This is a genomic window from Novispirillum itersonii subsp. itersonii ATCC 12639 (assembly GCF_000381985.1).
Classification (GTDB): domain Bacteria; phylum Pseudomonadota; class Alphaproteobacteria; order Rhodospirillales; family Rhodospirillaceae; genus Novispirillum; species Novispirillum itersonii.
On sequence record NZ_KB907341.1, the window covers coordinates 49,615 to 69,664 of the forward strand.

Here is a 20,050-nt window from a genome sequence, read left to right on the forward strand (position 1 = left end):
CGGAAACGCGTTAGGGTCTGGATGGGGGAGCCCGATCCGGGTGGCCCCTTTCTGTTTTTTTGCGCCACCTGTCCGTTTTTTTGTACCGGGAGTCATCCGTTAAATGCTGTCGATTGCTGCCCAGATCGCTCAGGAACTGTCGTGCCGCGAAGCGCAGGTGAATGCCGCCGTGGAGCTGCTGGATTCCGGCTCGACCGTCCCCTTTATCGCCCGCTACCGGAAGGAAGTGACCGGCGGACTGGATGACATACAGCTGCGCACGCTGGAAGAACGCCTCGTCTACCTGCGGGAACTGGAAGACCGCCGCCAGACGGTGCTGAAGAGTATAGAAGAACAGGGCAAGATGACCGATGAACTGCGCAAGCAGATCATCACCGCCGACACCAAGACCCGGCTGGAAGATATCTATCTGCCCTATAAGCCCAAGCGGCGCACCAAGGCGATGATTGCCCGTGAAGCCGGTCTGGAACCGCTGGCCGATGCCCTGTATGCCGACCCGACGCTGGACCCGCAGACTGAGGCCGCCCGCTTCCTGAATGCCGAGGCAGGCATCACCGATGCCGCCGCCGCGCTGGAAGGGGCCAAGCACATCCTGATCGAACGGTTCGCCGAAAATGCGGAACTGGTCGGCGGGCTGCGCGATATGATGTGGACCGACGGCTTCCTCACCTCTGCCGTTATTGACGGCAAGCAGGAAACCGGATCGAAGTTTGCCGATTACTTCGACCACCGTGAACTGATCCAGAAAGTGCCAAGTCACCGCGCGCTGGCTATGTTCCGTGGCCGCGATGAAGGCGTGCTGCGTCTGGCGCTGGTCCATCGCGACGACCCGGAAAACCCGCGCGATCCGGGCCCGGCAGAACGCAAGATTGCCGCCTTCACCCGGATCATCGACAAGGGCCGCGCCGCCGACAAGTGGCTGGGCGAGGTGGTGCGCTGGACCTGGAAGGTCAAGCTGTCCGGCCATATTGAAATGGATCTGATGGGCCGCCTGCGCGACGCCGCCGAGGAAGAGGCGATCCGCGTTTTTGCCGCCAACCTGAAAGATCTGCTGCTGCTGGCCCCCGCCGGGATGCGCCCGACGCTGGGCCTTGACCCCGGCTTCCGCACCGGGGTCAAAGTCGCAGTGGTCGATGCCACCGGCAAGCTGGTGGAAACCGCCACCATTTACCCGCACGAGCCACAACGCCAGTGGGATGCGGCACTGGCCGTGCTGGGGGCCCTGACCATGAAGCACCGGGTTGAACTGGTGGCGATCGGCAACGGCACCGCCAGCCGCGAGACCGAACGGCTGGCGATGGAACTGATCCGCAAGCTGCCGGACTACCGCCTGACCAAGGTGGTGGTCAACGAAGCCGGGGCCTCGGTCTATTCCGCCTCGGCCTATGCCTCGAAGGAACTTCCGGGGGTTGATGTGTCCCTGCGGGGTGCCGCCTCTATCGGCCGCCGCCTGCAGGACCCGCTGGCGGAACTGGTGAAGATCGAGCCGAAGAGCATCGGCGTCGGCCAGTACCAGCACGACGTGTCGCAGACCAAGCTGGCCCGTGCGCTGGATGGCGTGGTGGAAGACGCGGTGAACGCCGTTGGCGTTGACCTCAACACCGCTTCTGCCCCGCTGCTGTCGCGCGTTGCCGGTCTGTCGGAACGGCTGGCGGAAAACATCGTCTCTCACCGTGATGTCAACGGCCCGTTCTCCAGCCGGAAGGACCTGCTGGACGTCAGCGGGGTCGGCCCCAAAACCTTTGAACAGTGCGCAGGCTTCCTGCGGATCCGCAACGGCACTCAGCCGCTGGATGCCTCCTCGGTCCACCCGGAAGCCTATCCGGTGGTCCAGCGGATCCTGAAGGCCGCCAACACCAACATCGACGGTCTGATCGGCAATGTCGCCGTGCTGCGCACCCTACGGCCGGAACAGTTCACCGATGACACCTTCGGGGTGCCGACGGTGGCCGATATCCTGAAAGAGCTGGAAAAGCCGGGCCGTGACCCCCGCCCGGAATTCAAGACCGCCACCTTCATGGACGGTGTTGAAAAGGTCAGTGACCTGAAGCCGGGGATGGTGCTGGAAGGCACGGTGACCAACGTCGCCAACTTCGGGGCCTTTGTTGACATCGGCGTCCATCAGGACGGGCTGATCCACATTTCCGCCCTCGCCGACGGCTTCGTCAAAGACCCGCGTGATGTGGTCAAGGCCGGGGACGTGGTGAAGGTGAAGGTGCTGGAAGTCGACCTGAAGCGCAACCGCATCGCCCTGACCCGCCGTATGAGCGACGAGCCCGGCCCGAAAGAAGACCGGCCACGGTCCGCCCCCGGCGGCATGGGGCGCCCTGCTGCGGCCAACGCCGCAGGCCGGGGTGGCAGCACCGCAGGGAAACCGGCTGCTGCCAAGCCTGCCGCCAGACCGCAGAAGCAGGACATGGGCTCTCTGGCCGATGCCTTCGCCCGGGCGGGCTGGAAAACCAAATAAGGATACGCTGATGACACGTCTCGCCATCCTGTCTGACATCCACGGCAACCTGCCTGCCCTGCAGGCGGTGCTGGCTGACGTGGACCGCCGGACCGGGGGGCGGGACGTGCAGATCGTCACCCTTGGCGACCATCTTTCCGGCCCGCTGTGGCCGGAAGAGACCGCCACCCTGCTGCGATCACGGACAGACTGGGTGCAGATTGCCGGTAATCATGAACGGCAGCTTCTGGACTTTGATCCGGTCCGGCGTGGCCCGTCAGACCGGCATGCTCATGCCTGCCTGAGTCCGGCCAGCCGGGACTGGCTGACGACCCTGCCGACACGGGCATGGCTGACGCCTGACATCCTGCTGTGTCACGGCACCCCCGACAGTGACCTGACCTATTGGCTGGACACCGTAGACGCCACCGCCCCGGATGGTGTGCGCCCGGCGACAGAGGCCGAAATCCGTACCCGGCTGGGGGCTGTGACAGCAGATCTGATCCTGTGTGGTCACACTCACCTGCCGCGCACGGTGCACCTGAACGAGGGGCCGCTGATCGTCAATCCCGGCAGCGTCGGCCTGCCCGCCTATACCGACGATCACCCGATCCCTCACAAGGTCGCCACCGGCAGCCCGGACGCCCGCTACGCCCTGCTGGACCAGACCCCGGAAGGTTGGACCGTCGATCTGATCAGTCTGCCTTACGACACCGCTCTGGCCGCCGGTCAGGCTGACCGCAACGCCCGCCCTGACTGGGCGCAGGCGCTGCGGACAGGGACGCTCTGAAGAGTGCTGCTATGAACGGCGCCCTTGCCGGAAGTGTTTCTTACAGCTCGCATCCCGTTCATCAAGTTTATTGTCGAAAACAGAGAGCTGTCGGGCACGAAAGCCACCCTGACTATTCCCTTCAATCTCAGAAACTTCGACAAGACAGGTGCTAATAAAAAATTTATACGATACCTCATAATCATGATCAGGTAGAAATGAGAACGTAAAAGGAACAGCGCAGGATACAACATAGTTTCCGACGCTTTCGCTTCCAAAAAACATTCCATGCATTGCTTTATCTGTATTCACATAAAGCTCTTTTGCAGCATTTACGTTATACGACCACAATGGAATTCCAAGCCGCTTCTCACTTCCGGTAAGAAGATATCCATTCCGCATACGCACCCACTCCTGTTCCTCTCCGGAACAGTTTTCGCCTTCGTAGGCTCGTAGAACCGTTATTCCTTCCGTATTGGTAACAAAGCGGACCCGCGCCCGGTTGCCCCCTGTCGGCTCTACCACAGATACCGGCGCGCATCCGGCGATCAGAAGACACAGAATCAGAATAAAAGACTTCATTCCACCCATTCACCACCTCCGATTGAATGAGTGGAGGGTATAGATTTGACCTAAAAAATCAACCCTGAGATGTTCACCCCAACACCACCCCGGTCATCCCGGCGGGAACCGGCAGCCCCAGCAGCGACAGCACCGTCGGCGCCACCGAAAGCTGGTCGGCAGTTGCCGTCTGCACCCCGCTGACCCGCGCCCCGACCACATAGAACGGCACCTGCCGTGCCGCCGGACGGGTGCCGCCATGCCAGCCGATCTCATCCATGCCATGATCCGCCGTCACCACCAGCCGGTAGCCACGCTCCAGCCAGTCGGTGCCATACCGGGCGATCAGATCCCCGGCCATCGAAGCGGTGCGCCGGTACTCCGGCGACTGCCCGCCGAAACGGTGGCCGACGGTGTCGCAGGCCGGGGCATGCAGCAGCAGGAAATCCGGGGCATGGCGGCGGATCAGCGATCCCGCCGCGTGGAACACCTCTTCATCCGGGCAATCGAAGGTGCTGTAATACCGGCCATGCTGGATCAGCGCGCGTGGATCATCGACCTCCCGATGCTCTGCCGGAACATAAGGATTGGCATGATACAGCTCGGCAAACCAGTGGGAGGCTGACGCCGCCGTCCGGCGGCCCTGCGCCCGGGCGACGCTGAACACCGTCTCGTCCCCGGCCAGCCTGTTGACCTCGTTGCTGATGACGCCGTGCTTAAGCGGCGGAAGACCGCTTAAAACAGTATGGTAGAGGGGCCGGGACAGGCTGGGCAGACAGCAGGTCATGGTCCAGCGGGCGGCCCGCCCGGCAGCTGTCAGCGCTTCCAGCCAGCCGAATTCGGCGAAGGCGGTTTCCGCCCCCAGCCCGTCCAGCACAACCAGAACCACTTTCGGAAAACCGCTTTCTCTTCCGGCCATTCCCTCAAACTCCGCTTTGAACAGGTGCAGACGTATGCAATCATTATCCGCTGATTGTACAGCGGCATGAAACTTTCATCCGTCCGTCACCAAACTGTCGCAGTCCCCTTTTACACTGCGCGCTTCGTTCTGCGAGTACCCGTTTGATGTTGACCTGACAACTCTGCATTTATGAAATCTGGGGAACAACCATGTCTGATCTGAAGACCCTGCTGACCGGCGGCCTGAACCGCCGCACCGTTCTGAAGGGCGCAGCCGCCGGTGCCGTGCTGGCCGCCGCCCCGGCCTACGTACGCAATGCCCGTTCCTCCTCCGGCTCCCTCACTGTCTACAGCTGGGGTGATTACAAGCTGGAAAGCGTGATCGCCGACTTTGAGAAGGCCACCGGCATCAAGACGACGCTGGCGACCTACGGTGCCAATGACGAGCTGGAAAACAAGCTGCGTGCATCGGGCGGTAAGGGCTTTGACGTGGTGTTCCCGTCCATTGACACCCGCACCAACTACGACAACGGCAACCTGCTGCTGGCACTGGACGAAAAGAAGATCAAGGTGGATGCCATCGACGCCGGTCTGTGGCGCGGCTCCATCACCTCCGGCGGGGTCAGCAAGGGGAAGCGCTACCTGATCCCGCACATCTGGGGCACGGAGGCGATCGCCCTCGATTCCACCAAATTCCCGGCCAAGTACGGCGAGCTGTCTTACGCCCACATGTGGAACGGCGACCTGACCAAAAAGGTCGCCATGCGCCAGAAGTCGGTGCTGATCGGCCTGGCCATCTACCTCGACGCCATCGGCGAGGTGAAGAGCAACCGCTCGCTGGATATCTATAAGTCGGAAGCCGAAATGCGCCGCGTGATGGACGGCTGCCTGAAGTTTGCCGCCGCCCACAAGAAGAACGTCGGCGCGTTCTGGAATGACGGCACGCAGGCCCGCACCGCCTTCACCGATGCCGGATGCACCATCGGTCAGGTCTGGGATTCCACGGGTCTTGAGCTGTATAAGCTCGACAAGAAGTGGAAGTTCCTGATGCCGAAGGAAGGCGGGATCGGCTGGATCGACACCGTCGGCATCCCGTCCGGTTCGCAGAATGTCGAACAGGCCTACGCCTTCATCAACCATCTGCTGGATCCGAAGGTCGGTGGCTATATTGCCAACGTCACCGGCTACAACTCCGCTGTGAAGGGCGCCGAAGCCCATATCAGCGAAGTGGCGCGGGAATTCCAGAAAGCCGCCTATTCCGGCGATTCCACCGAAAAGCTGGTGTTCTGGCCGCCGCAGCCGCCTTACTTCTCTAAGGTCCGTCAGGAATATGTCGAGAAGCTGACCAACGCCTGAGGCTGATCGACGGGCGCGGCGGGCCCCCGGCCCCCGCGCCCGTTTCTTTTCCGGTGTTTTCTTTCCCCCGGCCCCGTTCTTTTTCCCGGCAGGCCCCCACTGCGGCAGGATGCGTATGCGCGGCAAAAGCGTCTCCCTTGACTCCGTCTCAATGCGGTTCGGTGATTTCACCGCCGTTCAGCCCACCACACTGACCATTCAGGCCGGAGAGTTCTTCTCTATCCTCGGCCCGTCAGGCTGCGGCAAAACCACGCTTCTGCGGATGATTTCCGGCTTTATGACCCCGACCGGGGGCACGATCCGCATCGGTGACGCCGATGTGACCGCCCTTGGCCCAAACCGCCGCCCGACCGCGCTGATCTTTCAAAATCTGGCGCTGTTTCCGCTGATGCCGGTATGGGAAAACGTCGCTTTCGGGCTGGAGGTCCGCGGGGTCTCAAAGCGCCAGCGTCGCGAAAAGGCCGAAGAACTGCTGGCCCTTGTCGCGCTGGACGGTCAGGGGGACAAGCTGCCGACCGCCCTCTCCGGCGGGCAGCGCCAGCGCGTTGCCATCGCCCGGGCGCTGGCGGTGGAACCCGCAGTGCTGCTGCTGGACGAACCGCTGTCGGCGCTGGATCTGAAACTGCGCCAGCACATGCGGACTGAGCTGAAAGAAATCCAGCGCAAAACCGGGGTCACCTTCCTCTACATCACCCACGATCAGGGGGAAGCGCTGACCATGTCTGACCGCGTCGCCGTGATGCGCTCGGGAATCGTGGAACAGGTCGGGCGCGGCGATGACATCTACGACAATCCGGCCACCAGCTTCGTCGCCAGCTTTGTCGGGGAAAGCAACCGCCTGAGCGGCACCGTCGAAGCCATCAGCGGCGGGCAGGCCAGCATCGCCACCCGCTTTGGCACACTACAGGCCCGCTGCGGGGCCGGACTGACCGCCGGAGAGAAGGCAATCGTCTTTATCCGCCCGGAGCGGACCCGCCTGCAGGACACCCCGGACGGCAGCGGTTTCGCCCTGCGCGGTACCTTCCTGCGCCGCGATCTGGAAGGACCGTTCGTCAACCTGTTCTTCGACTGTCAGGGGCTGCCGGTGACAGTGCATGTCACCAACGACAGCCGCCATGCCAGCGACAGCGCGGCGGAACGCTGGCTGTGCATTGCCCCCGAGGATGCCCTTGCCCTGCCCGCCGGGGCGCTGGCCCGTGACGAGTGAGGCCGCCTGATGAATGCTGTCTACCGCAGTTACGGCCCGCTTCTTGGCACCATCATCCTGCTGGGGGTGGCGGTATGGACGCTGGCGATGATCATCGGCCCACAGGTGTTCATGGTCGAACAGAGCCTGTGGCGGCTGGAACAGCCGGATTCCGCCGTCACCGCCGGAATGCGGATTGAGGAGCTGAACAACGCCCTCAGTCTGGCGCAGTACGATCTTGGCACCCTTGATGGTGCCACCGAGCCCGATAAGGTCGCCGAACGGGAGAAACTGGCCCGGTCCGTCAGCGAGATGGAGCAGGAACTGTCGACCCTGCAGGGGCAGGATACCGCCCCGGTGAAGGTTTATACCATCGGCAATTATACCGAGATGAGCGGCTATCACGCCGAAATCTTCGTCAAAACCATCGGCGCATCGCTGCTGGTGACGCTGATTGCCTTTGCGGTGTGCTATCCGGTGGCTTATGCCGCCGCCAAACTGGCAAAACCGCAGCGGGCAGCCCTGATCCTGCTGGGGCTGGTGATTCCCTATGCCATCAATGAACTGCTGCGGGTGTTCGCCTGGCTGATGATCCTTGACTATCAGGGGGTTGCCAACAGCGTGCTGCTGTGGCTGGGCCTGCCGGAGCCGATCCGCTTTCTGGATAGCGGGATCGGTGTCTTTGTGGCGATGGTCTATGCCTATGTGCTGTTCATGGTGTTTCCGATCTACAACACCATTGAGACTTTGGACAGCAACCAGATCGAGGCCGCACGGGATCTTGGTGCCTCAACCTGGAAGATCCACACCCGGGTGGTGTTGCCCCATGCCAAACCGGGGATCGCGGTCGGCAGCATCATGACCTTTATGCTGTCCGCCGGATCATTCTCGGTGCCGCACATCATGACCCGGGGCACCGCCCAGCCGTGGTTCTCCCAGCTGATCTATTCCAAATTCTACGACAGCTTCTACTGGAATCAGGGCGCGGCCTACGCCTTCACCCTGCTGCTGGTATGCGTGGCCTTCATCATCATCATGATGAAGGTCTTTAAGGTCGGCATCCGGGATATCGCCAAATGAGCAGCACGGCTTCTTCTTCCTCTTCCGCCAGCCGTGTGGTCCTGTCGGTCTACATGGCCCTGTTTTTCGGCTATCTGTTCCTGCCGCTGATCCTGATGGTGGCCGCCGGCTTTAACAGCTACAGCCCCCCATCCGTGACGCAGTGGCAAGGGTTTTCCCTGCGCTGGTTTTCCGAGCTCGCCGCCGACGAACGCATTTTGCAGGGGATCGTCAATTCGGTGATCGTCGCCACCGGGGTCATTGCCGTGTCCCTGCCGCTTGGCCTGTCCGGGGCCCTGCTGCTGTCCCGCCTTGATGCCCGCACCGGCAGCCTGCTGTACGGGGTGCTGGTCTCTCCGGTCCTGACACCGGGGATTATCCTTGGTATCTCCACCCTGATCTTCTGGCGACAGGTGGATGTCGGCGGCGGGCTCGGCCTGACGGTGATGGCCCAGAGCACCTTTATCGCCGCCTACTGCATGCTGATGTTCATGGCCCGGCTGCAACGGCAGGACACCTCGCTGGAAGAAGCGGCGCTGGATCTGGGGGCCACCCATCTGCAGGTGTTCCGGCGGATCACCCTGCCATTCCTGCGGCCTGCCATGCTGTCCGCCGCAGTGATTGCTTTTCTGCAATCCATTGAAAACTATAACACCACGGTTTTCTCCATCGGTGCCAGCCATACACTGGTCACCGAAATCGGATCGCGGATGCGCTTTGGCCTGACCCCGGTGGTCAACATCATCGGGTTGCTGTTTGTGGTGACCACTGTGGTGGTGGCAGTCCTGTACGTGCTGCTGCGCCAACGGGAACGGGCCCGGACCCCCGCCGGATAATCCTTCCGGGACCTTCGGACAGAGAAAAGCCGCGCTCCTCAGAGGACGCGGCTTTTTTCATGCTTTCTCAGACTGCCGGGTCCGGGGCCTTCAGTCGTCGTCGTCGTCCGCCCCCGGGCGGCGACGCTTTTTCATCATATCTGCTCCGTCGTCAGCCTTTGCCACATCCGGCCCCCACTGCGCCAGCAGATCCTGCTGCTTGGTCTTCAGGTTGGAGGTCCGGTTGGATGAAGAAAACGACATCGCCCCCGACACCAGCAGCGGCGTCACCACATACAGCATCCAACCAAAGGCCGAGGCCCCGAGAATCACCATCAGATTGAACACATTGGCCAGCAGGGTCAGCGCATGGGGGACCGAATGGTCCTTCAGCCACAGATCCAGCAGATACGGCAGCGCCCCGGAGAAATTGAGGGCCCCGACCGTGATACCACAGTACCGCCGGGCCGATTTATCAACCATCAGCGCCACCAGTGTCGGGATCAGGGCAATACCCATGAAGATCACTGTCGGCATGAAGACAAAAATCAGCGGCACCACCGCCACCAGCAGACCGATGTTGCGGATCAACGACGGCTTTTTGCCCCCGGCGGACTTCCCTTTTGATCCCAGCGCCTTGGATGCAGCCTTCGCCATTATCCTCACCAGACTTTCATGAACAGCAATGCGGTTACGGTCAGCAGGGCAATACAGGTTGCCATCACCGCCGCAGCCTGCTGACCCTGCAGGGCGGCGCGCTCATCAATCACGGTACGCCCCTGCTCGGCCGCCTTCAGCTGCTGCTCGGCCGCAGCATATTCGGCCCGCGCCCAGGCGAACCCTTCGGCATCCTTCAGACGGTCTTCCTGATTATCCAGCAGGTTGTACAGATCCGGCAGACTGCCCTTGCGGACCAGCTTGGGGATCTCAGCCTCCAGCTCCTTCCGCTTCGACCGGCTGTTGAAGCTGTTGATCAGCGGCGCAAGCTGCCCGCCGACCCAGCCGCACAGCCCATGCAGGGCGGGCGGGCCAAGGCGCCATTGCAGGACCGCCAGCAGGCTGACCATCCCCAGCGTGGCACGGACCGGATCCTGCTCCGCCATAGTCCGGAACTGCACCTTGGTATCCCGCTGCCATTTTACCGCGATATAGGCCGCTATATGCCGGTCCACCGGCTTGGTTTTGGGGTCCAGTTTCTGGGCAGCGCGGTCAAGTGCGGGAAGAAGCTCGCGGATGTCAGAGACGAACTCGGCCTCAATCAGCGGGCTCTGGCAGTGCAGGGTCTCATTCAGTTCGTACAGGCAGCGCTCAATCCCCCACCCCATCATCGGGGTGGACAGATTGCCCGCCAGATCTTTGAACTGGGATTCATAGTGCCCCAGCTCGGTATTATGGTAGCCCTGCGCCCCGACCCAGTACTTTGCCAGATCACGGGCGAGAATCTCCGCATAGGGCCGCAGCGCCTTTTTCTGCATGAAGGCCATGGCCAAGGCCGCCCCGAAACCGTCAAGGGTCACCCGGATCTCGCGGTACCGGATCGGCGCGCGGGGATCAAGGATCATCAGCACCCGGGCCACTGCCACATCCCCGGCCTGTCGGGGATCGCCGGTCGCCTGCGCCATGCGGATGGCTGACGCCACCGCATCCGCCAGCTCGTTATCTTCCAAACCCCGGCGCAGCCAGATTTCCACCCGGCCATCCATGATCACCTGCGCGGCGGCATCCCATTGGCGGGACATGGCATTCGCCAGTTCCCGCACCGCGAAGAAATCCTTGCCCTCAAACTTGAACGGTCGCTGAGACCGCTTTGCCGGTTTGGGCTGTATCGGTGTCACCCGCCGACCGTTGAGCCACAGGTCCAGATCTTCCAGCTTCCAGCGGTCGCGGGTGTCATCGCAGAGCAGACCGCGTAACAACTCCAGCAGATTCAGCGGCACCCGGCTGTCGGTGGCATAGTTGGCATAGGTGGACTGGGCTAGCTTTGCCGCCACCACCTCCGCCGCGCCCTGCCCCTGCACCGGAAAGTCGCGGCCATTCAGCAGGCCGATCGAAACCATGCCCAGCGCATAAAGATCGTCTTTCACGCTGGTCTGGCCGCGCCCTTCCGGGTTGGCCATCGCCAGTTCCAGCGGCTCATACAGCGCCGGATTGTCATAGCCCGGCGGCGAGGTGACATAATCGCCAAGAACGATATGATCCTTGCCGGAATCTGACCAGAACAGGTTATCCAGCCGGATCGCCCGGTGCACAACCCCACGCTGCGACATTTCGTTCAGGGCATTAAACAGGGGCCGCAGCACTTTTTTCGGGAACAGAATTTCCGGGATCGGGTCAAACTTCGCGCCCGGCTTGGGCAGCACCCGCGGGCCGCCGGGCCGTTCATACACCACCACCATCACCTTCCGCCCGACCAGAGGCCAGTCGATGATGCCGTAATCCACCAGCGTCAGCACACCGGCGGCCTGCACGCCCTTCATCGCCCGCATCGCGCCCATTCGCAACGGCAGGTCATGACGGCAAATCAATGCGAACAGGGAACGCCCCGCCCCCCGCTTGTCAGCACAGGCAAAGGCCAGCGCCTGAGGGGTGCTCAGGTCGTTGATCGGCTTGGTCGGATCAATTTCGAACCGCTCGCGCAGGATGACCGCGCCACCTGCCGTGATCGGAGCCTCATTCGCCATGCCGGGGGGGAGCCTTTTCTGTCAGCCGGTAAAAATAGAGGGTGGAAACTCAATCTTCAGGAGGATACGCAAAATACGATTACAAAACTCTGAAAAAACGGGCAATCCCTCAAGATAACGCGCCGCTGTCCATAAAATGTGCAGGGATACTCGCAAAGACAACGGGCCGGAAGCACTGCCCCCGGCCCGTCATACGGTTTTATCAGCCGATCAGATGCCGCGATCAATCGGTGAACGGATCACGCACCAGAATGGTATCTTCGCGTTCCGGGCTGGTCGACAGCAGAGCCACCGGGGCCTCAATCAGCTCTTCGATCCGCCGCACGTACTTAACGGCAGTAGCCGGAAGATCAGCAAAGCTGCGGGCACCTTCGGTGCTTTCGCTCCAGCCTTCCAGCACTTCGTAAATCGGCTCGACCTTCGCCTGCGCACTCATCGAGGCCGGCAGATAGTCAATTTCCTTACCGTCGATGCGGTAGCCGACACAGACTTTCAGCTTCTCGAAACCGTCAAGAACATCCAGCTTGGTCAGGGCAATGCCGTCGATGCCACCGGTCTTGACCGCCTGACGCACCAGCACGGCATCAAACCAGCCACAGCGGCGCTTACGGCCGGTGACGGTGCCGAATTCGTGGCCACGGGTGCCCAGACGCTCACCGACGTCATCGAACAGCTCGGTCGGGAACGGCCCTTCGCCGACGCGGGTGGTGTAGGCCTTGGTGATGCCCAGCACATAGCCGATGCCGCCCGGCCCCATGCCGGACCCAACCGCCGCCTGACCGCCAAGGGTGTTGGAGGAGGTGACGAACGGATAGGTGCCGTGATCGACGTCCAGCAGCGAGCCCTGCGCGCCTTCAAACAGAATACGCTTACCGGCCTTGCGGTATTCCGACAGCACGCGCCACACCGGGCGGGCATACGGCAGGATCTGCGGGGCGATTTCTTTCAGCTCAGCCAGAATCTGGGCCGGATCCAGCTCCGGCTCCCCCAGACCGCGCAGCAGCGGGTTGTGATGGGCCAGCAGGCGGTCAATCTTGGCGCCCAGCGCCGCTTCATCGGCCAGATCGCAGACGCGGATGGCGCGGCGGCCAACCTTGTCTTCGTAGGCCGGCCCGATACCACGGCCGGTGGTGCCGATCTTACCGGCCCCGGCAGCCGCTTCGCGGGCGCGGTCAAGGTTGCCGTGCAGCGGCAGAATCAGGGCGGCGTTTTCCGCCAGCATCAGCACATCGGGGGTGATCTTCACGCCCTGCTTGGCAATGTTGTCGATTTCCCGCAGCAGCGCCCACGGGTCAACCACCACACCGTTGCCGATGATCGACGGGGTCCCGCGCACCACGCCCGACGGCAGCAGGCTCAGCTTGTAGGAAACGCCGTCAACCACCAGCGTGTGGCCAGCGTTGTGGCCGCCCTGAAAGCGCACAACAACATCCGCCCGCGAGGCGAGCCAGTCGACAACCTTGCCTTTGCCTTCATCGCCCCACTGAGAACCGATGACAACCACGTTGGTCATGGGCTTGATCCCTACCTTGACTCTGTAAACAGGACCGGTCCCTGCCGGTCGGGGAAAAGGACCGGTCTGTTCCGGTCGGGAAGGCCCGGCCGCGGCCGGGGTAATTCTGTCAGGCCCGTCAGACGGGGCAGCCTCAGCCGCCGACCGCCCTGACCTGCCCGTTGGAGACATAATGGGTGCAGCGCTGGCGGCGGGCTTCAGCCTCGGGGTCGGCCACGCCGTCCTCCAGCATCGCCACCGTCACCCAGCCCTTTGACTGCCACGCCGCAGCCTGCGCACGGTCACCATAGGGCAGAAGCAGGCGCGGGCGGTCTGCGGGCGGGGCAATCACGCCCATCACCGTATCAACATAAACCGTGCAGCCCACGGCTTTTTCTTTCGCCGATCCGGCGCGGTAACGCCCGCCCCGGGCCAGCTCACCCCGGGCCCCCGGCGCAAAAATCGAGAAGCTGATACCGGTATGGTATTCAAAGCCACGGTTTTCAACGGCATCAACGGTCAGCGACAGCCCCGGCATCAGGCGGCGCACCAGCGCCACCACCGTCTTCAGGCGGTCACGCCGCTGAGCGGCAGCCTGCGGCAGATCAATCTGCCCCAGACGGTCCAGCACCGTATCCACTTCGCCGGAGCAGCGGATCAGTTCACCGAACAGGTCCTGAATCGGGCCACCCATTTCACGGACGGCAGCAGCGTCTTTCTGGTCCAGCGCCGCACGCAGACGCAGCTGGGTTTCCGGTGACAGCTCCATCTCGTCACACAGCACCGGCACCAGTGTCGGCAGGTTGAGATCAACGCTGACCCCCTGCACACCCAGCGCCGTCAGCGCCCCGGCGGTCAGGGCCATCACCTCGGCATCGGCAGCCGGAGAGTCAGAGCCGATCAGTTCCAGACCGGCCTGCGTAAACTGCCGCTCCGGATTCAGCTGGGTTCCCTTCACCCGCAGCACCTGCCCGGAATAGCACAGCCGCAGCGGGCGCGGGGCCTTCGACAGACGGGTGGTGGCAATCCGGGCAACCTGAATGGTCATGTCGGCCCGCAGACCCATCATCCGCTGCGAGACCGGATCCATCATCCGGAAGGTATCCTTAGAGGTCGCAGCCCCGGCACCGTCCAGAAGGTTCTCTTCAAACTCGATCAGCGGCGGCTTGACCCGTTCGTAACCATGGGCACCGAAATCCGCCATCAGACCGGAGACGACATGGGCTTCCAACGCAGCATCCGGCGGAAGAAAATCGCGCAGACCTGCGGGCAACAATGCCTTGCTGACGGTATCGGACATCCGGGTGGTTTTCCCTGAACTGCGGTGCGGCCAGCCCGGCAACAGCGGGCAGGCGCGGTGGACGAAACAGGCATTTCTGCCGGACGGAGCCACTAACGACGCCCTCCCCGTTCCTGCGCTGCGCCTCTGCGGCAAAGCAAACGGGGGAGGCCGAACACGACTCCGCCGGTCACGGGGGATGCCCGGACCGGCGGTAACGCTGTGTACTCCATTCCCCCTGCCGGGGGCAAACGAAAACCGCACTCCCCCTGCTGATTTGCCACAGGCCGCGGCGGCAGCCCTGAGCATACCCCTCAGCGGGGGCGGTTACAGAGGTCATCCAGCGCCGACATCACCCCCTTGGAGGCCTCGGCAACACGGGCAATCTGTTCCAGCGCCCCATCAACATCACCGTCGGCATACCGGCGGGCCGCCTCAATTCCGGCGGCATGTACCTCCCGGTGCGGCTCTTCCAGCCGCAGAAAGGCGGGATGCCCGGTCAGCCCCGCGTCTTTCACTGCCGTATACCAGCGGCCAAGACGGCAGGATGTATGATCGGCCAGCTCTTTCGGGTCCAGCTTCTCCCGCCCGGCGGCCATCTCCGCCAGCCGCTTGCGCCAGATCATATGATCAGACTTGGCAACATGAATGGTGAAGTCTTCAATTTCGGTTTCCGACAGAGAAGCCACCGCCAGCCGGATCAGGGTATCCGTATCGTCAGAGACGGTCAGAATTTCCTCAATCGCCTGCACGTTGGCCGACGTCATCCGGGCAATCGCAGTGACACCCGAAGAGATTTCTGCCGATGCCGCGGTCTGCTGGTCAAGGATCGCGGCAATCTCGGCAACCCGCAGGCTGACACGCTCGACATGCGACAGCACCATGTCCATCCCGGTTCCTGCCGCGGTGATCACACCCTGCCCCCGTTCCACCGCCTCGGCCCCGGCATGCATGGTGTGCATGATCCCGCTCATCCCTTCCTGCAGGGCGGCAATCCGGCTGCGGATATCCACCGTCGCCCGGGCTGTCTGCTGCGCCAGCGTCTTGACCTCCGACGCCACCACGGCAAACCCTTTTCCGGTTTCCCCGGCCCGCGCCGCCTCGATGGTGGCATTCAGGGCCAACAGGTTGGTCTGACGGGCAATCGCCTCAATCTGCTGGACAATCACCCCGATCTGGTCAGACGCCTCATGCAGGCGGTCAACCTGCCGGGAGGCGTCGCTCACCACATCAGTGATTTCCGCCACCGCCTGCACCGCGCCATGTCCGGTACGCCGCGCCTCTTCTGCCGCGCGGTGGCTTTCCTCCGCCTCGCGCGCCACATCCCCGGTAAAGCGGGAGATTTCGGTGACACCAGTGGCCATTTCATCAATTGCCGAGGCAATCGACTGGGTACGGTGCCGCACCTCTTCCACCGCCCGCTTCATTTCCGCCGTGGCGGTGACGCTTTCATTGACATTGACCGACATACTGACGGTGCGGACCAGTTCGCTTTTTGCCCGCTGATGAACGGCCTGTGCCATCTGGTACATCTGCCGCTCCAGCGGATGGGCCCCATCCGCTACCGACAGATAACAGCCTTCCGTCATCAGACGGATTGCCTGCTCCAGCCGTTCCGCCACATCAGCGGACAGCCCTGTTTCCCCTGCAATGCGGTCTTTCTGTTCATCCCGGATCATTCGGTGCCATCCCTGCCTGATCGTTTCCCCTGTCCGGACCCGGCGACAGATTTAAGCCTGACAGCGGTACCGGTTTTTCAAGACGTAAGACAATCCCGCAAAGCGGGTGCCCCCAACCGGCTTTTGGAGTACACCCCAAACCCTGAAACAACAATAATAATATGTATAATCAGCTCACAGATTTTGCATCTGTCACAAAAATGAAACCTCAACAAAACGATAGCGCGAAACAGCCTTATCCATTTTTTCTATACGGTCATAAACACCGCTGATTTTTACGACAAACGGCGGAGCCCCTCTCTCCGCCGCTGTCAGATCGTCTGCCTGCGATTCGGGTGCAGACTGCCTGCGGGACGCCGGTGCGATCCCCTGCCTCCTCAGTTCCTGACCGGTGCCGGTTTTGCCGGTGGCGGCTCCGACGGGGGGCTCTCGCCACCATCCGTCAGCCCGTCAAAAAACTCACCGACCGACTGCACTTTCTTTTTCACCCACGGTTTCGCCTGATCATACCCGGCAGACGCATCACAGGCCCCCCGCTCAGAGGCGCAGCGGGCCTGACACCCGACCTTTCCGGCCTCAGATGTGTAGCGGGCCGCGCAGGACGCATCACAGCGGGTCTGCACCACCGCACAGGACGGGGCGGTTTCCGCCCGGGCAACACCGGGGCCCGTCAGGAGGATAAAACCGGTCAGGCCAGCCAGAAGAGCCGGTTTGATACGCTGCAGCATTGTTACCTCGTTCCGTGCAGGGCTGTCAGAGCAGCCGGAGAGACCCGTTCCGCCTTTTCAGGTGCGTCACCGCCCGCCCGGCGTCAAGGGCAGCGATCACAGCCGCGCACAGAAAAAGACAACGGCAGGGGGGGACCCCTGCCGTTGCAACCATAACCGCAATCAACCCGCAGAAACGCCGTCAGATCAGGCCTTCCGCTTTCAGCGCCGCCTGAACCGCCGGGCGGGCCGCAATTCTGGCCCGCAGCGCATTCAGGTTCGGGAAGCCGTCCAGCGATACCGCCACATGCCCCGCCCAGTTGGTGATGACGAAGAGGTAGAAATCCGCCACGGTCGGGGCATCGCCCAGCAGCCAGTCCCGGCCATCCGCCAGCTGAGTCTCGATCAGGCCAAGGCGCTTCAGCACCATTTCACGGGCCTGCGCCTTGCCTTCTTCAGTCGTCCACGGCTTGAACAGCGGGCTGAAAGACTTATGAACTTCCGTCCCCAGATAGTTCAGCGCTTCCTGCACCCGGGCACGGGACAGGGCATCCTTGGGGGCCAGACCGGCATGCGGGTTGGCCTCCGCCACGTACTGCATGATCGCCACGCCTTCGGTCAGCAGCGACCCATCCTCAAGCACCAGCGCCGGAACATAGCCCTTGGGATTGATGGCGGCAAAGTCAGCCCCGCTTTCCGTGGTCCGGGTCGCCAGCGCCACCTTCTCCAGATCGACGGACACGCCAGCTTCGCGCAGCACGATATGAGAGGCCAGAGAGCAGGCGCCGGGGGAGTAATACAGCTTCATCGTCAGATGTCTCCAGTCAGACTGGCGGGGTCATCCCCGCTCTTGATCCGGTGCCGATGGTAAGCGCGGCCATCACCTTCCGTCATCAGATAACATTATGTTACCTTCACTTTCCGGTTTCCATCTGGTAACGTACTGCCATTGCCTACTCACCCCGGACAGGATGCCTGCACCATGGCCCTGAAGCTGCGGAAAAACAACGCCCCGGCCCCGCCGAACATGTGCCCGCTGAGTCACTGTATGTCGCTGCTGGGCGGCGCCTGGACCCCCAACATCATCTGGTACCTCAGTGGCGGCCCCCGGCGCTTTTCCGAGCTGCGGCACGATATACCGGCCATTTCGGCAAAGATGCTCAGCACCCGCCTGCGGGATCTGGAAGACCGTGCGATCGTGATCCGGCAGGTCATGCCGACCTCTCCGCCATCAGTCGAATACAGCCTGACGCCGCTGGGGCGGGAACTTCTGCCAGCCATTCAGACCATCGCTGAAATCGGCCACAAACTGAAGGTGCAGGCGCAGATGCAGGCCGCCCAGAACGCCGCCAACGCCGCAGAGTAAGCCTCAGCCCGCATCCAGACGGTCAAGCAGGCTTTCCAGCCCGGCCTTCAGGCTTTTCAGCTCATCAATGCTTAATCCCATGGCGCAGAGCATCTGCGGCGGAACGGCGGTGGCCGCCTGCCGCAGAGTCCGTCCGGCCTCTGTCAGATGGATTTCCACCCGTCGCTCATCATCACTGGCCCGCTGACGCGACAAAAGGCCGGCGGCCTCCATCCGCTTCAGCAGCGGGGTCAGCGTACCGCTGTCCAGCCGCAGACGCTGACCAAGGTCGCCGACGGACAGGCCATCCCGTTCCCACAGCACCAGCATCACCAGATACTGCGGATACGTCAGATCGAGAGGGGCCAGAACCGGACGATAAGCCCGGGTCAGGGCATTACTGGCCGCATACAGCGGAAAGCAGACCTGCTGGTCAAGGCGCAGGAAGTCATCATCGCTGGGACAGCCCGCAGGCTGCGAAAGGACGGCTTCAGGGCTCTTCATCGTCGGGTCTCCCCGTAAAGACAGGATCAGGGCGGATGGCGGGATGTTTTAAACCATAGCCCCAACACATCAAGAAAACAATTATATTGTAAAAAATTAAATTGTGCTCAATATATACCTATCAACACCGGCACTGACGCCGCCACTCAGGACAGGAGCCCACCATGTCTTTCACCGATCTCTACACCACCTCCGCCACCGCCACCGGCGGGCGGGCCGGGTCTGCCAAAACCAGCGATGACCGCCTGAGCGTCACTCTGTCCGTGCCGAAAGAAATGGGCGGTGACGGCGGGCCGGGCACCAACCCGGAACAGCTTTTTGCCGCCGGATATGCCGCCTGCTTCGAAGGCGCCCTCCGGCTGGTCGCACGCACCCGGGGCATCACGTTCACCGGCGTGACCGTCACCGCTGACATCACCTTTGGTAATGACGGCGCCGGATATGGCCTGAAAGCCGCCCTGACCGCCCGCGTCAGCGGTGTCACCCCTGACGTCGCCGCCGATCTGGCCACCGCTGCCCATGCGGTCTGCCCGTATTCCAAGGCGACCCGGGGCAACATTCCGGTGACCATCACCGGCCTTGCGGTCTGAGCATTCGCACAAAGGCACGCGCACCGCAGTCCCCCGGGCTGCGGTGCGCTGCATTTTAGCCAGCCTTCAGCTTAACGTAGGCCATCGCGGTCATGACCGCATCATTGAAGGCATCATGAGCCTTCAGACGCGGCAGACCGAGATCATCCATGATGACACTCAGGCGCAGGTCGATGTTGCCGGTATACACCGCATCCCGCCCGGCAACGCGGTAATCGTAATACAGGCTGGAAACCTCAATCTGTTGCTGCGGCAACCCGATCCCCAGCCACGGACGGATCAGGCGGTTGACCATCGCCACATCAAATTCCAGATAGTATCCGACCAGCGGACGGGACCCGACAAACCGCAGAAACCGGTCCATTGCCTCCAGCGGCTCCAGACCGTCAGCAACATCCTGCTGCCGCAGGTGATGCACCTTGATCACCCCGGCAGTCATCCCGGCTGGCGGGCGCACCATCAGATTCAGGCGCTGGCTGGTCAGCACCCGCCGCCCTTTGATCCGCACAGCGGCAATCTGCACAATACTGTCAGCCCGGCGGTCAAGGCCGGTGGTTTCGCAGTCAAAGCAGACTGCCTCATCCGGCGGCGGCGGATCAAATAGAAAGTCATACTCCGGGTTGCGCAACCGGCGACGGGCCCAAGCCTGACGGAGAGAGGTCAGCATATCCGGTCCCTTTT

The 20,050-nt window shown here is 62.5% G+C and carries 19 protein-coding genes; 8 read left to right on the forward strand and 11 right to left on the reverse strand.

What is annotated here, in order from left to right; translation table 11 throughout:
- Positions 1–103: 103 nt before the first annotated feature.
- Together G365_RS0108980 and G365_RS0108985 are read left to right on the forward strand one after the other, a co-directional pair.
- The gene (locus G365_RS0108980; RefSeq protein ID WP_019645187.1) at positions 104–2,467 is read left to right on the forward strand and encodes a Tex family protein; all 2,364 of its coding nucleotides are present in this window, start codon (positions 104–106) and stop codon (positions 2,465–2,467) included.
- A gap of 10 nt (positions 2,468–2,477) precedes the next feature.
- Positions 2,478–3,236, forward strand: a complete 759-nt coding sequence (locus tag G365_RS0108985) for a metallophosphoesterase family protein (RefSeq protein WP_019645188.1) — start codon at positions 2,478–2,480, stop codon at positions 3,234–3,236.
- A 9-nt stretch (positions 3,237–3,245) separates the two neighbouring features.
- Here G365_RS0108985 and G365_RS23785 read toward each other — a convergent pair whose 3' ends face one another.
- Both G365_RS23785 and G365_RS0108995 read right to left on the reverse strand, forming a co-directional pair.
- The gene (locus G365_RS23785; RefSeq protein WP_155976203.1) at positions 3,246–3,806 is read right to left on the reverse strand and encodes a hypothetical protein; all 561 of its coding nucleotides are present in this window, start codon (positions 3,804–3,806) and stop codon (positions 3,246–3,248) included.
- A gap of 64 nt (positions 3,807–3,870) precedes the next feature.
- A complete protein-coding gene (locus tag G365_RS0108995; RefSeq protein WP_019645190.1) occupies positions 3,871–4,695 on the reverse strand; it encodes an alkaline phosphatase family protein in 825 nt (274 codons plus the stop codon).
- A 191-nt stretch (positions 4,696–4,886) separates the two neighbouring features.
- Here G365_RS0108995 and G365_RS0109000 point away from each other — a divergent pair, with 191 nt between their 5' ends.
- The 4 genes from G365_RS0109000 to G365_RS0109015 all read left to right on the forward strand — a co-directional run bounded on the left by G365_RS0109000 (position 4,887) and on the right by G365_RS0109015 (position 9,113).
- A complete protein-coding gene (locus tag G365_RS0109000; protein WP_019645191.1) occupies positions 4,887–6,032 on the forward strand; it encodes an extracellular solute-binding protein in 1,146 nt (381 codons plus the stop codon).
- 115 nt (positions 6,033–6,147) lie between these two features.
- The gene (locus G365_RS0109005; RefSeq protein ID WP_019645192.1) at positions 6,148–7,239 is read left to right on the forward strand and encodes an ABC transporter ATP-binding protein; all 1,092 of its coding nucleotides are present in this window, start codon (positions 6,148–6,150) and stop codon (positions 7,237–7,239) included.
- A 9-nt stretch (positions 7,240–7,248) separates the two neighbouring features.
- A complete protein-coding gene (locus G365_RS0109010) occupies positions 7,249–8,298 on the forward strand; it encodes an ABC transporter permease (protein ID WP_019645193.1) in 1,050 nt (349 codons plus the stop codon).
- Positions 8,295–9,113 carry an ABC transporter permease gene (locus tag G365_RS0109015; protein WP_019645194.1) on the forward strand — a complete coding sequence of 273 codons (819 nt, stop codon included), beginning with the start codon at positions 8,295–8,297 and terminating at the stop codon, positions 9,111–9,113. The genes G365_RS0109010 and G365_RS0109015 overlap by 4 nt, the downstream gene beginning before the upstream one ends.
- A 90-nt stretch (positions 9,114–9,203) precedes the next feature.
- Here G365_RS0109015 and G365_RS0109020 read toward each other — a convergent pair whose 3' ends face one another.
- From G365_RS0109020 to gstA, 7 genes are all read right to left on the reverse strand, one after another.
- Positions 9,204–9,749, reverse strand: coding sequence for a hypothetical protein (locus tag G365_RS0109020; RefSeq protein WP_019645195.1), 546 nt, complete (start codon positions 9,747–9,749; stop codon positions 9,204–9,206).
- 5 nt (positions 9,750–9,754) lie between these two features.
- Positions 9,755–11,773: a serine/threonine-protein kinase gene (locus tag G365_RS0109025; protein ID WP_019645196.1), complete on the reverse strand. Its 2,019-nt coding sequence runs from the start codon at positions 11,771–11,773 to the stop codon at positions 9,755–9,757.
- Positions 11,774–11,996: 223 nt separating this feature from the next.
- Positions 11,997–13,286, reverse strand: a complete 1,290-nt coding sequence (locus tag G365_RS0109030; protein WP_019645197.1) for an adenylosuccinate synthase — start codon at positions 13,284–13,286, stop codon at positions 11,997–11,999.
- Between the two features lie 133 nt (positions 13,287–13,419).
- On the reverse strand, positions 13,420–14,565 hold the full coding sequence (locus G365_RS0109035; protein ID WP_019645198.1) for an ATP phosphoribosyltransferase regulatory subunit: 1,146 nt from the start codon (positions 14,563–14,565) through the stop codon (positions 13,420–13,422).
- Between the two features lie 293 nt (positions 14,566–14,858).
- On the reverse strand, positions 14,859–16,223 hold the full coding sequence (locus G365_RS0109040) for a methyl-accepting chemotaxis protein (RefSeq protein ID WP_019645199.1): 1,365 nt from the start codon (positions 16,221–16,223) through the stop codon (positions 14,859–14,861).
- Between the two features lie 377 nt (positions 16,224–16,600).
- Positions 16,601–16,951, reverse strand: a complete 351-nt coding sequence (locus tag G365_RS0109045; RefSeq protein ID WP_019645200.1) for a hypothetical protein — start codon at positions 16,949–16,951, stop codon at positions 16,601–16,603.
- A gap of 181 nt (positions 16,952–17,132) precedes the next feature.
- Positions 17,133–17,738 carry a glutathione transferase GstA gene (gstA, locus tag G365_RS0109050; RefSeq protein WP_019645201.1) on the reverse strand — a complete coding sequence of 202 codons (606 nt, stop codon included), beginning with the start codon at positions 17,736–17,738 and terminating at the stop codon, positions 17,133–17,135.
- A gap of 174 nt (positions 17,739–17,912) precedes the next feature.
- Between gstA and G365_RS0109055 the strand changes: the two genes are divergently transcribed.
- Positions 17,913–18,296, forward strand: coding sequence for a winged helix-turn-helix transcriptional regulator (locus G365_RS0109055; RefSeq protein ID WP_019645202.1), 384 nt, complete (start codon positions 17,913–17,915; stop codon positions 18,294–18,296).
- A gap of 3 nt (positions 18,297–18,299) precedes the next feature.
- Here G365_RS0109055 and G365_RS0109060 read toward each other — a convergent pair whose 3' ends face one another.
- Positions 18,300–18,779: a MarR family winged helix-turn-helix transcriptional regulator gene (locus G365_RS0109060; RefSeq protein ID WP_019645203.1), complete on the reverse strand. Its 480-nt coding sequence runs from the start codon at positions 18,777–18,779 to the stop codon at positions 18,300–18,302.
- A 164-nt stretch (positions 18,780–18,943) separates the two neighbouring features.
- Here G365_RS0109060 and G365_RS0109065 point away from each other — a divergent pair, with 164 nt between their 5' ends.
- Positions 18,944–19,369, forward strand: coding sequence for an organic hydroperoxide resistance protein (locus G365_RS0109065; RefSeq protein WP_019645204.1), 426 nt, complete (start codon positions 18,944–18,946; stop codon positions 19,367–19,369).
- 55 nt (positions 19,370–19,424) lie between these two features.
- Here G365_RS0109065 and G365_RS0109070 read toward each other — a convergent pair whose 3' ends face one another.
- Positions 19,425–20,036, reverse strand: a complete 612-nt coding sequence (locus tag G365_RS0109070) for a 3'-5' exonuclease (protein ID WP_019645205.1) — start codon at positions 20,034–20,036, stop codon at positions 19,425–19,427.
- Positions 20,037–20,050: the final 14 nt, after the last annotated feature.

Coding starts and splice junctions, on each gene's coding strand:
- G365_RS0109030 (WP_019645197.1), bottom strand. CDS start 13,286: ATGACCAACGTGGTTGTCATCGGTTCTCAGTGGGGCGATGAAGGCAAA.
- G365_RS0108980 (WP_019645187.1), top strand. CDS start 104: ATGCTGTCGATTGCTGCCCAGATCGCTCAGGAACTGTCGTGCCGCGAA.
- gstA (WP_019645201.1), bottom strand. CDS start 17,738: ATGAAGCTGTATTACTCCCCCGGCGCCTGCTCTCTGGCCTCTCATATC.
- G365_RS0109060 (WP_019645203.1), bottom strand. CDS start 18,779: ATGAAGAGCCCTGAAGCCGTCCTTTCGCAGCCTGCGGGCTGTCCCAGC.
- G365_RS0109020 (WP_019645195.1), bottom strand. CDS start 9,749: ATGGCGAAGGCTGCATCCAAGGCGCTGGGATCAAAAGGGAAGTCCGCC.
- G365_RS0108995 (WP_019645190.1), bottom strand. CDS start 4,695: ATGGCCGGAAGAGAAAGCGGTTTTCCGAAAGTGGTTCTGGTTGTGCTG.
- G365_RS0109055 (WP_019645202.1), top strand. CDS start 17,913: ATGGCCCTGAAGCTGCGGAAAAACAACGCCCCGGCCCCGCCGAACATG.
- G365_RS0109005 (WP_019645192.1), top strand. CDS start 6,148: ATGCGCGGCAAAAGCGTCTCCCTTGACTCCGTCTCAATGCGGTTCGGT.
- G365_RS0109035 (WP_019645198.1), bottom strand. CDS start 14,565: ATGTCCGATACCGTCAGCAAGGCATTGTTGCCCGCAGGTCTGCGCGAT.
- G365_RS23785 (WP_155976203.1), bottom strand. CDS start 3,806: ATGGGTGGAATGAAGTCTTTTATTCTGATTCTGTGTCTTCTGATCGCC.
- G365_RS0109000 (WP_019645191.1), top strand. CDS start 4,887: ATGTCTGATCTGAAGACCCTGCTGACCGGCGGCCTGAACCGCCGCACC.
- G365_RS0109010 (WP_019645193.1), top strand. CDS start 7,249: ATGAATGCTGTCTACCGCAGTTACGGCCCGCTTCTTGGCACCATCATC.
- G365_RS0109025 (WP_019645196.1), bottom strand. CDS start 11,773: ATGGCGAATGAGGCTCCGATCACGGCAGGTGGCGCGGTCATCCTGCGC.
- G365_RS0108985 (WP_019645188.1), top strand. CDS start 2,478: ATGACACGTCTCGCCATCCTGTCTGACATCCACGGCAACCTGCCTGCC.
- G365_RS0109065 (WP_019645204.1), top strand. CDS start 18,944: ATGTCTTTCACCGATCTCTACACCACCTCCGCCACCGCCACCGGCGGG.
- G365_RS0109070 (WP_019645205.1), bottom strand. CDS start 20,036: ATGCTGACCTCTCTCCGTCAGGCTTGGGCCCGTCGCCGGTTGCGCAAC.
- G365_RS0109045 (WP_019645200.1), bottom strand. CDS start 16,951: ATGCTGCAGCGTATCAAACCGGCTCTTCTGGCTGGCCTGACCGGTTTT.
- G365_RS0109040 (WP_019645199.1), bottom strand. CDS start 16,223: ATGATCCGGGATGAACAGAAAGACCGCATTGCAGGGGAAACAGGGCTG.
- G365_RS0109015 (WP_019645194.1), top strand. CDS start 8,295: ATGAGCAGCACGGCTTCTTCTTCCTCTTCCGCCAGCCGTGTGGTCCTG.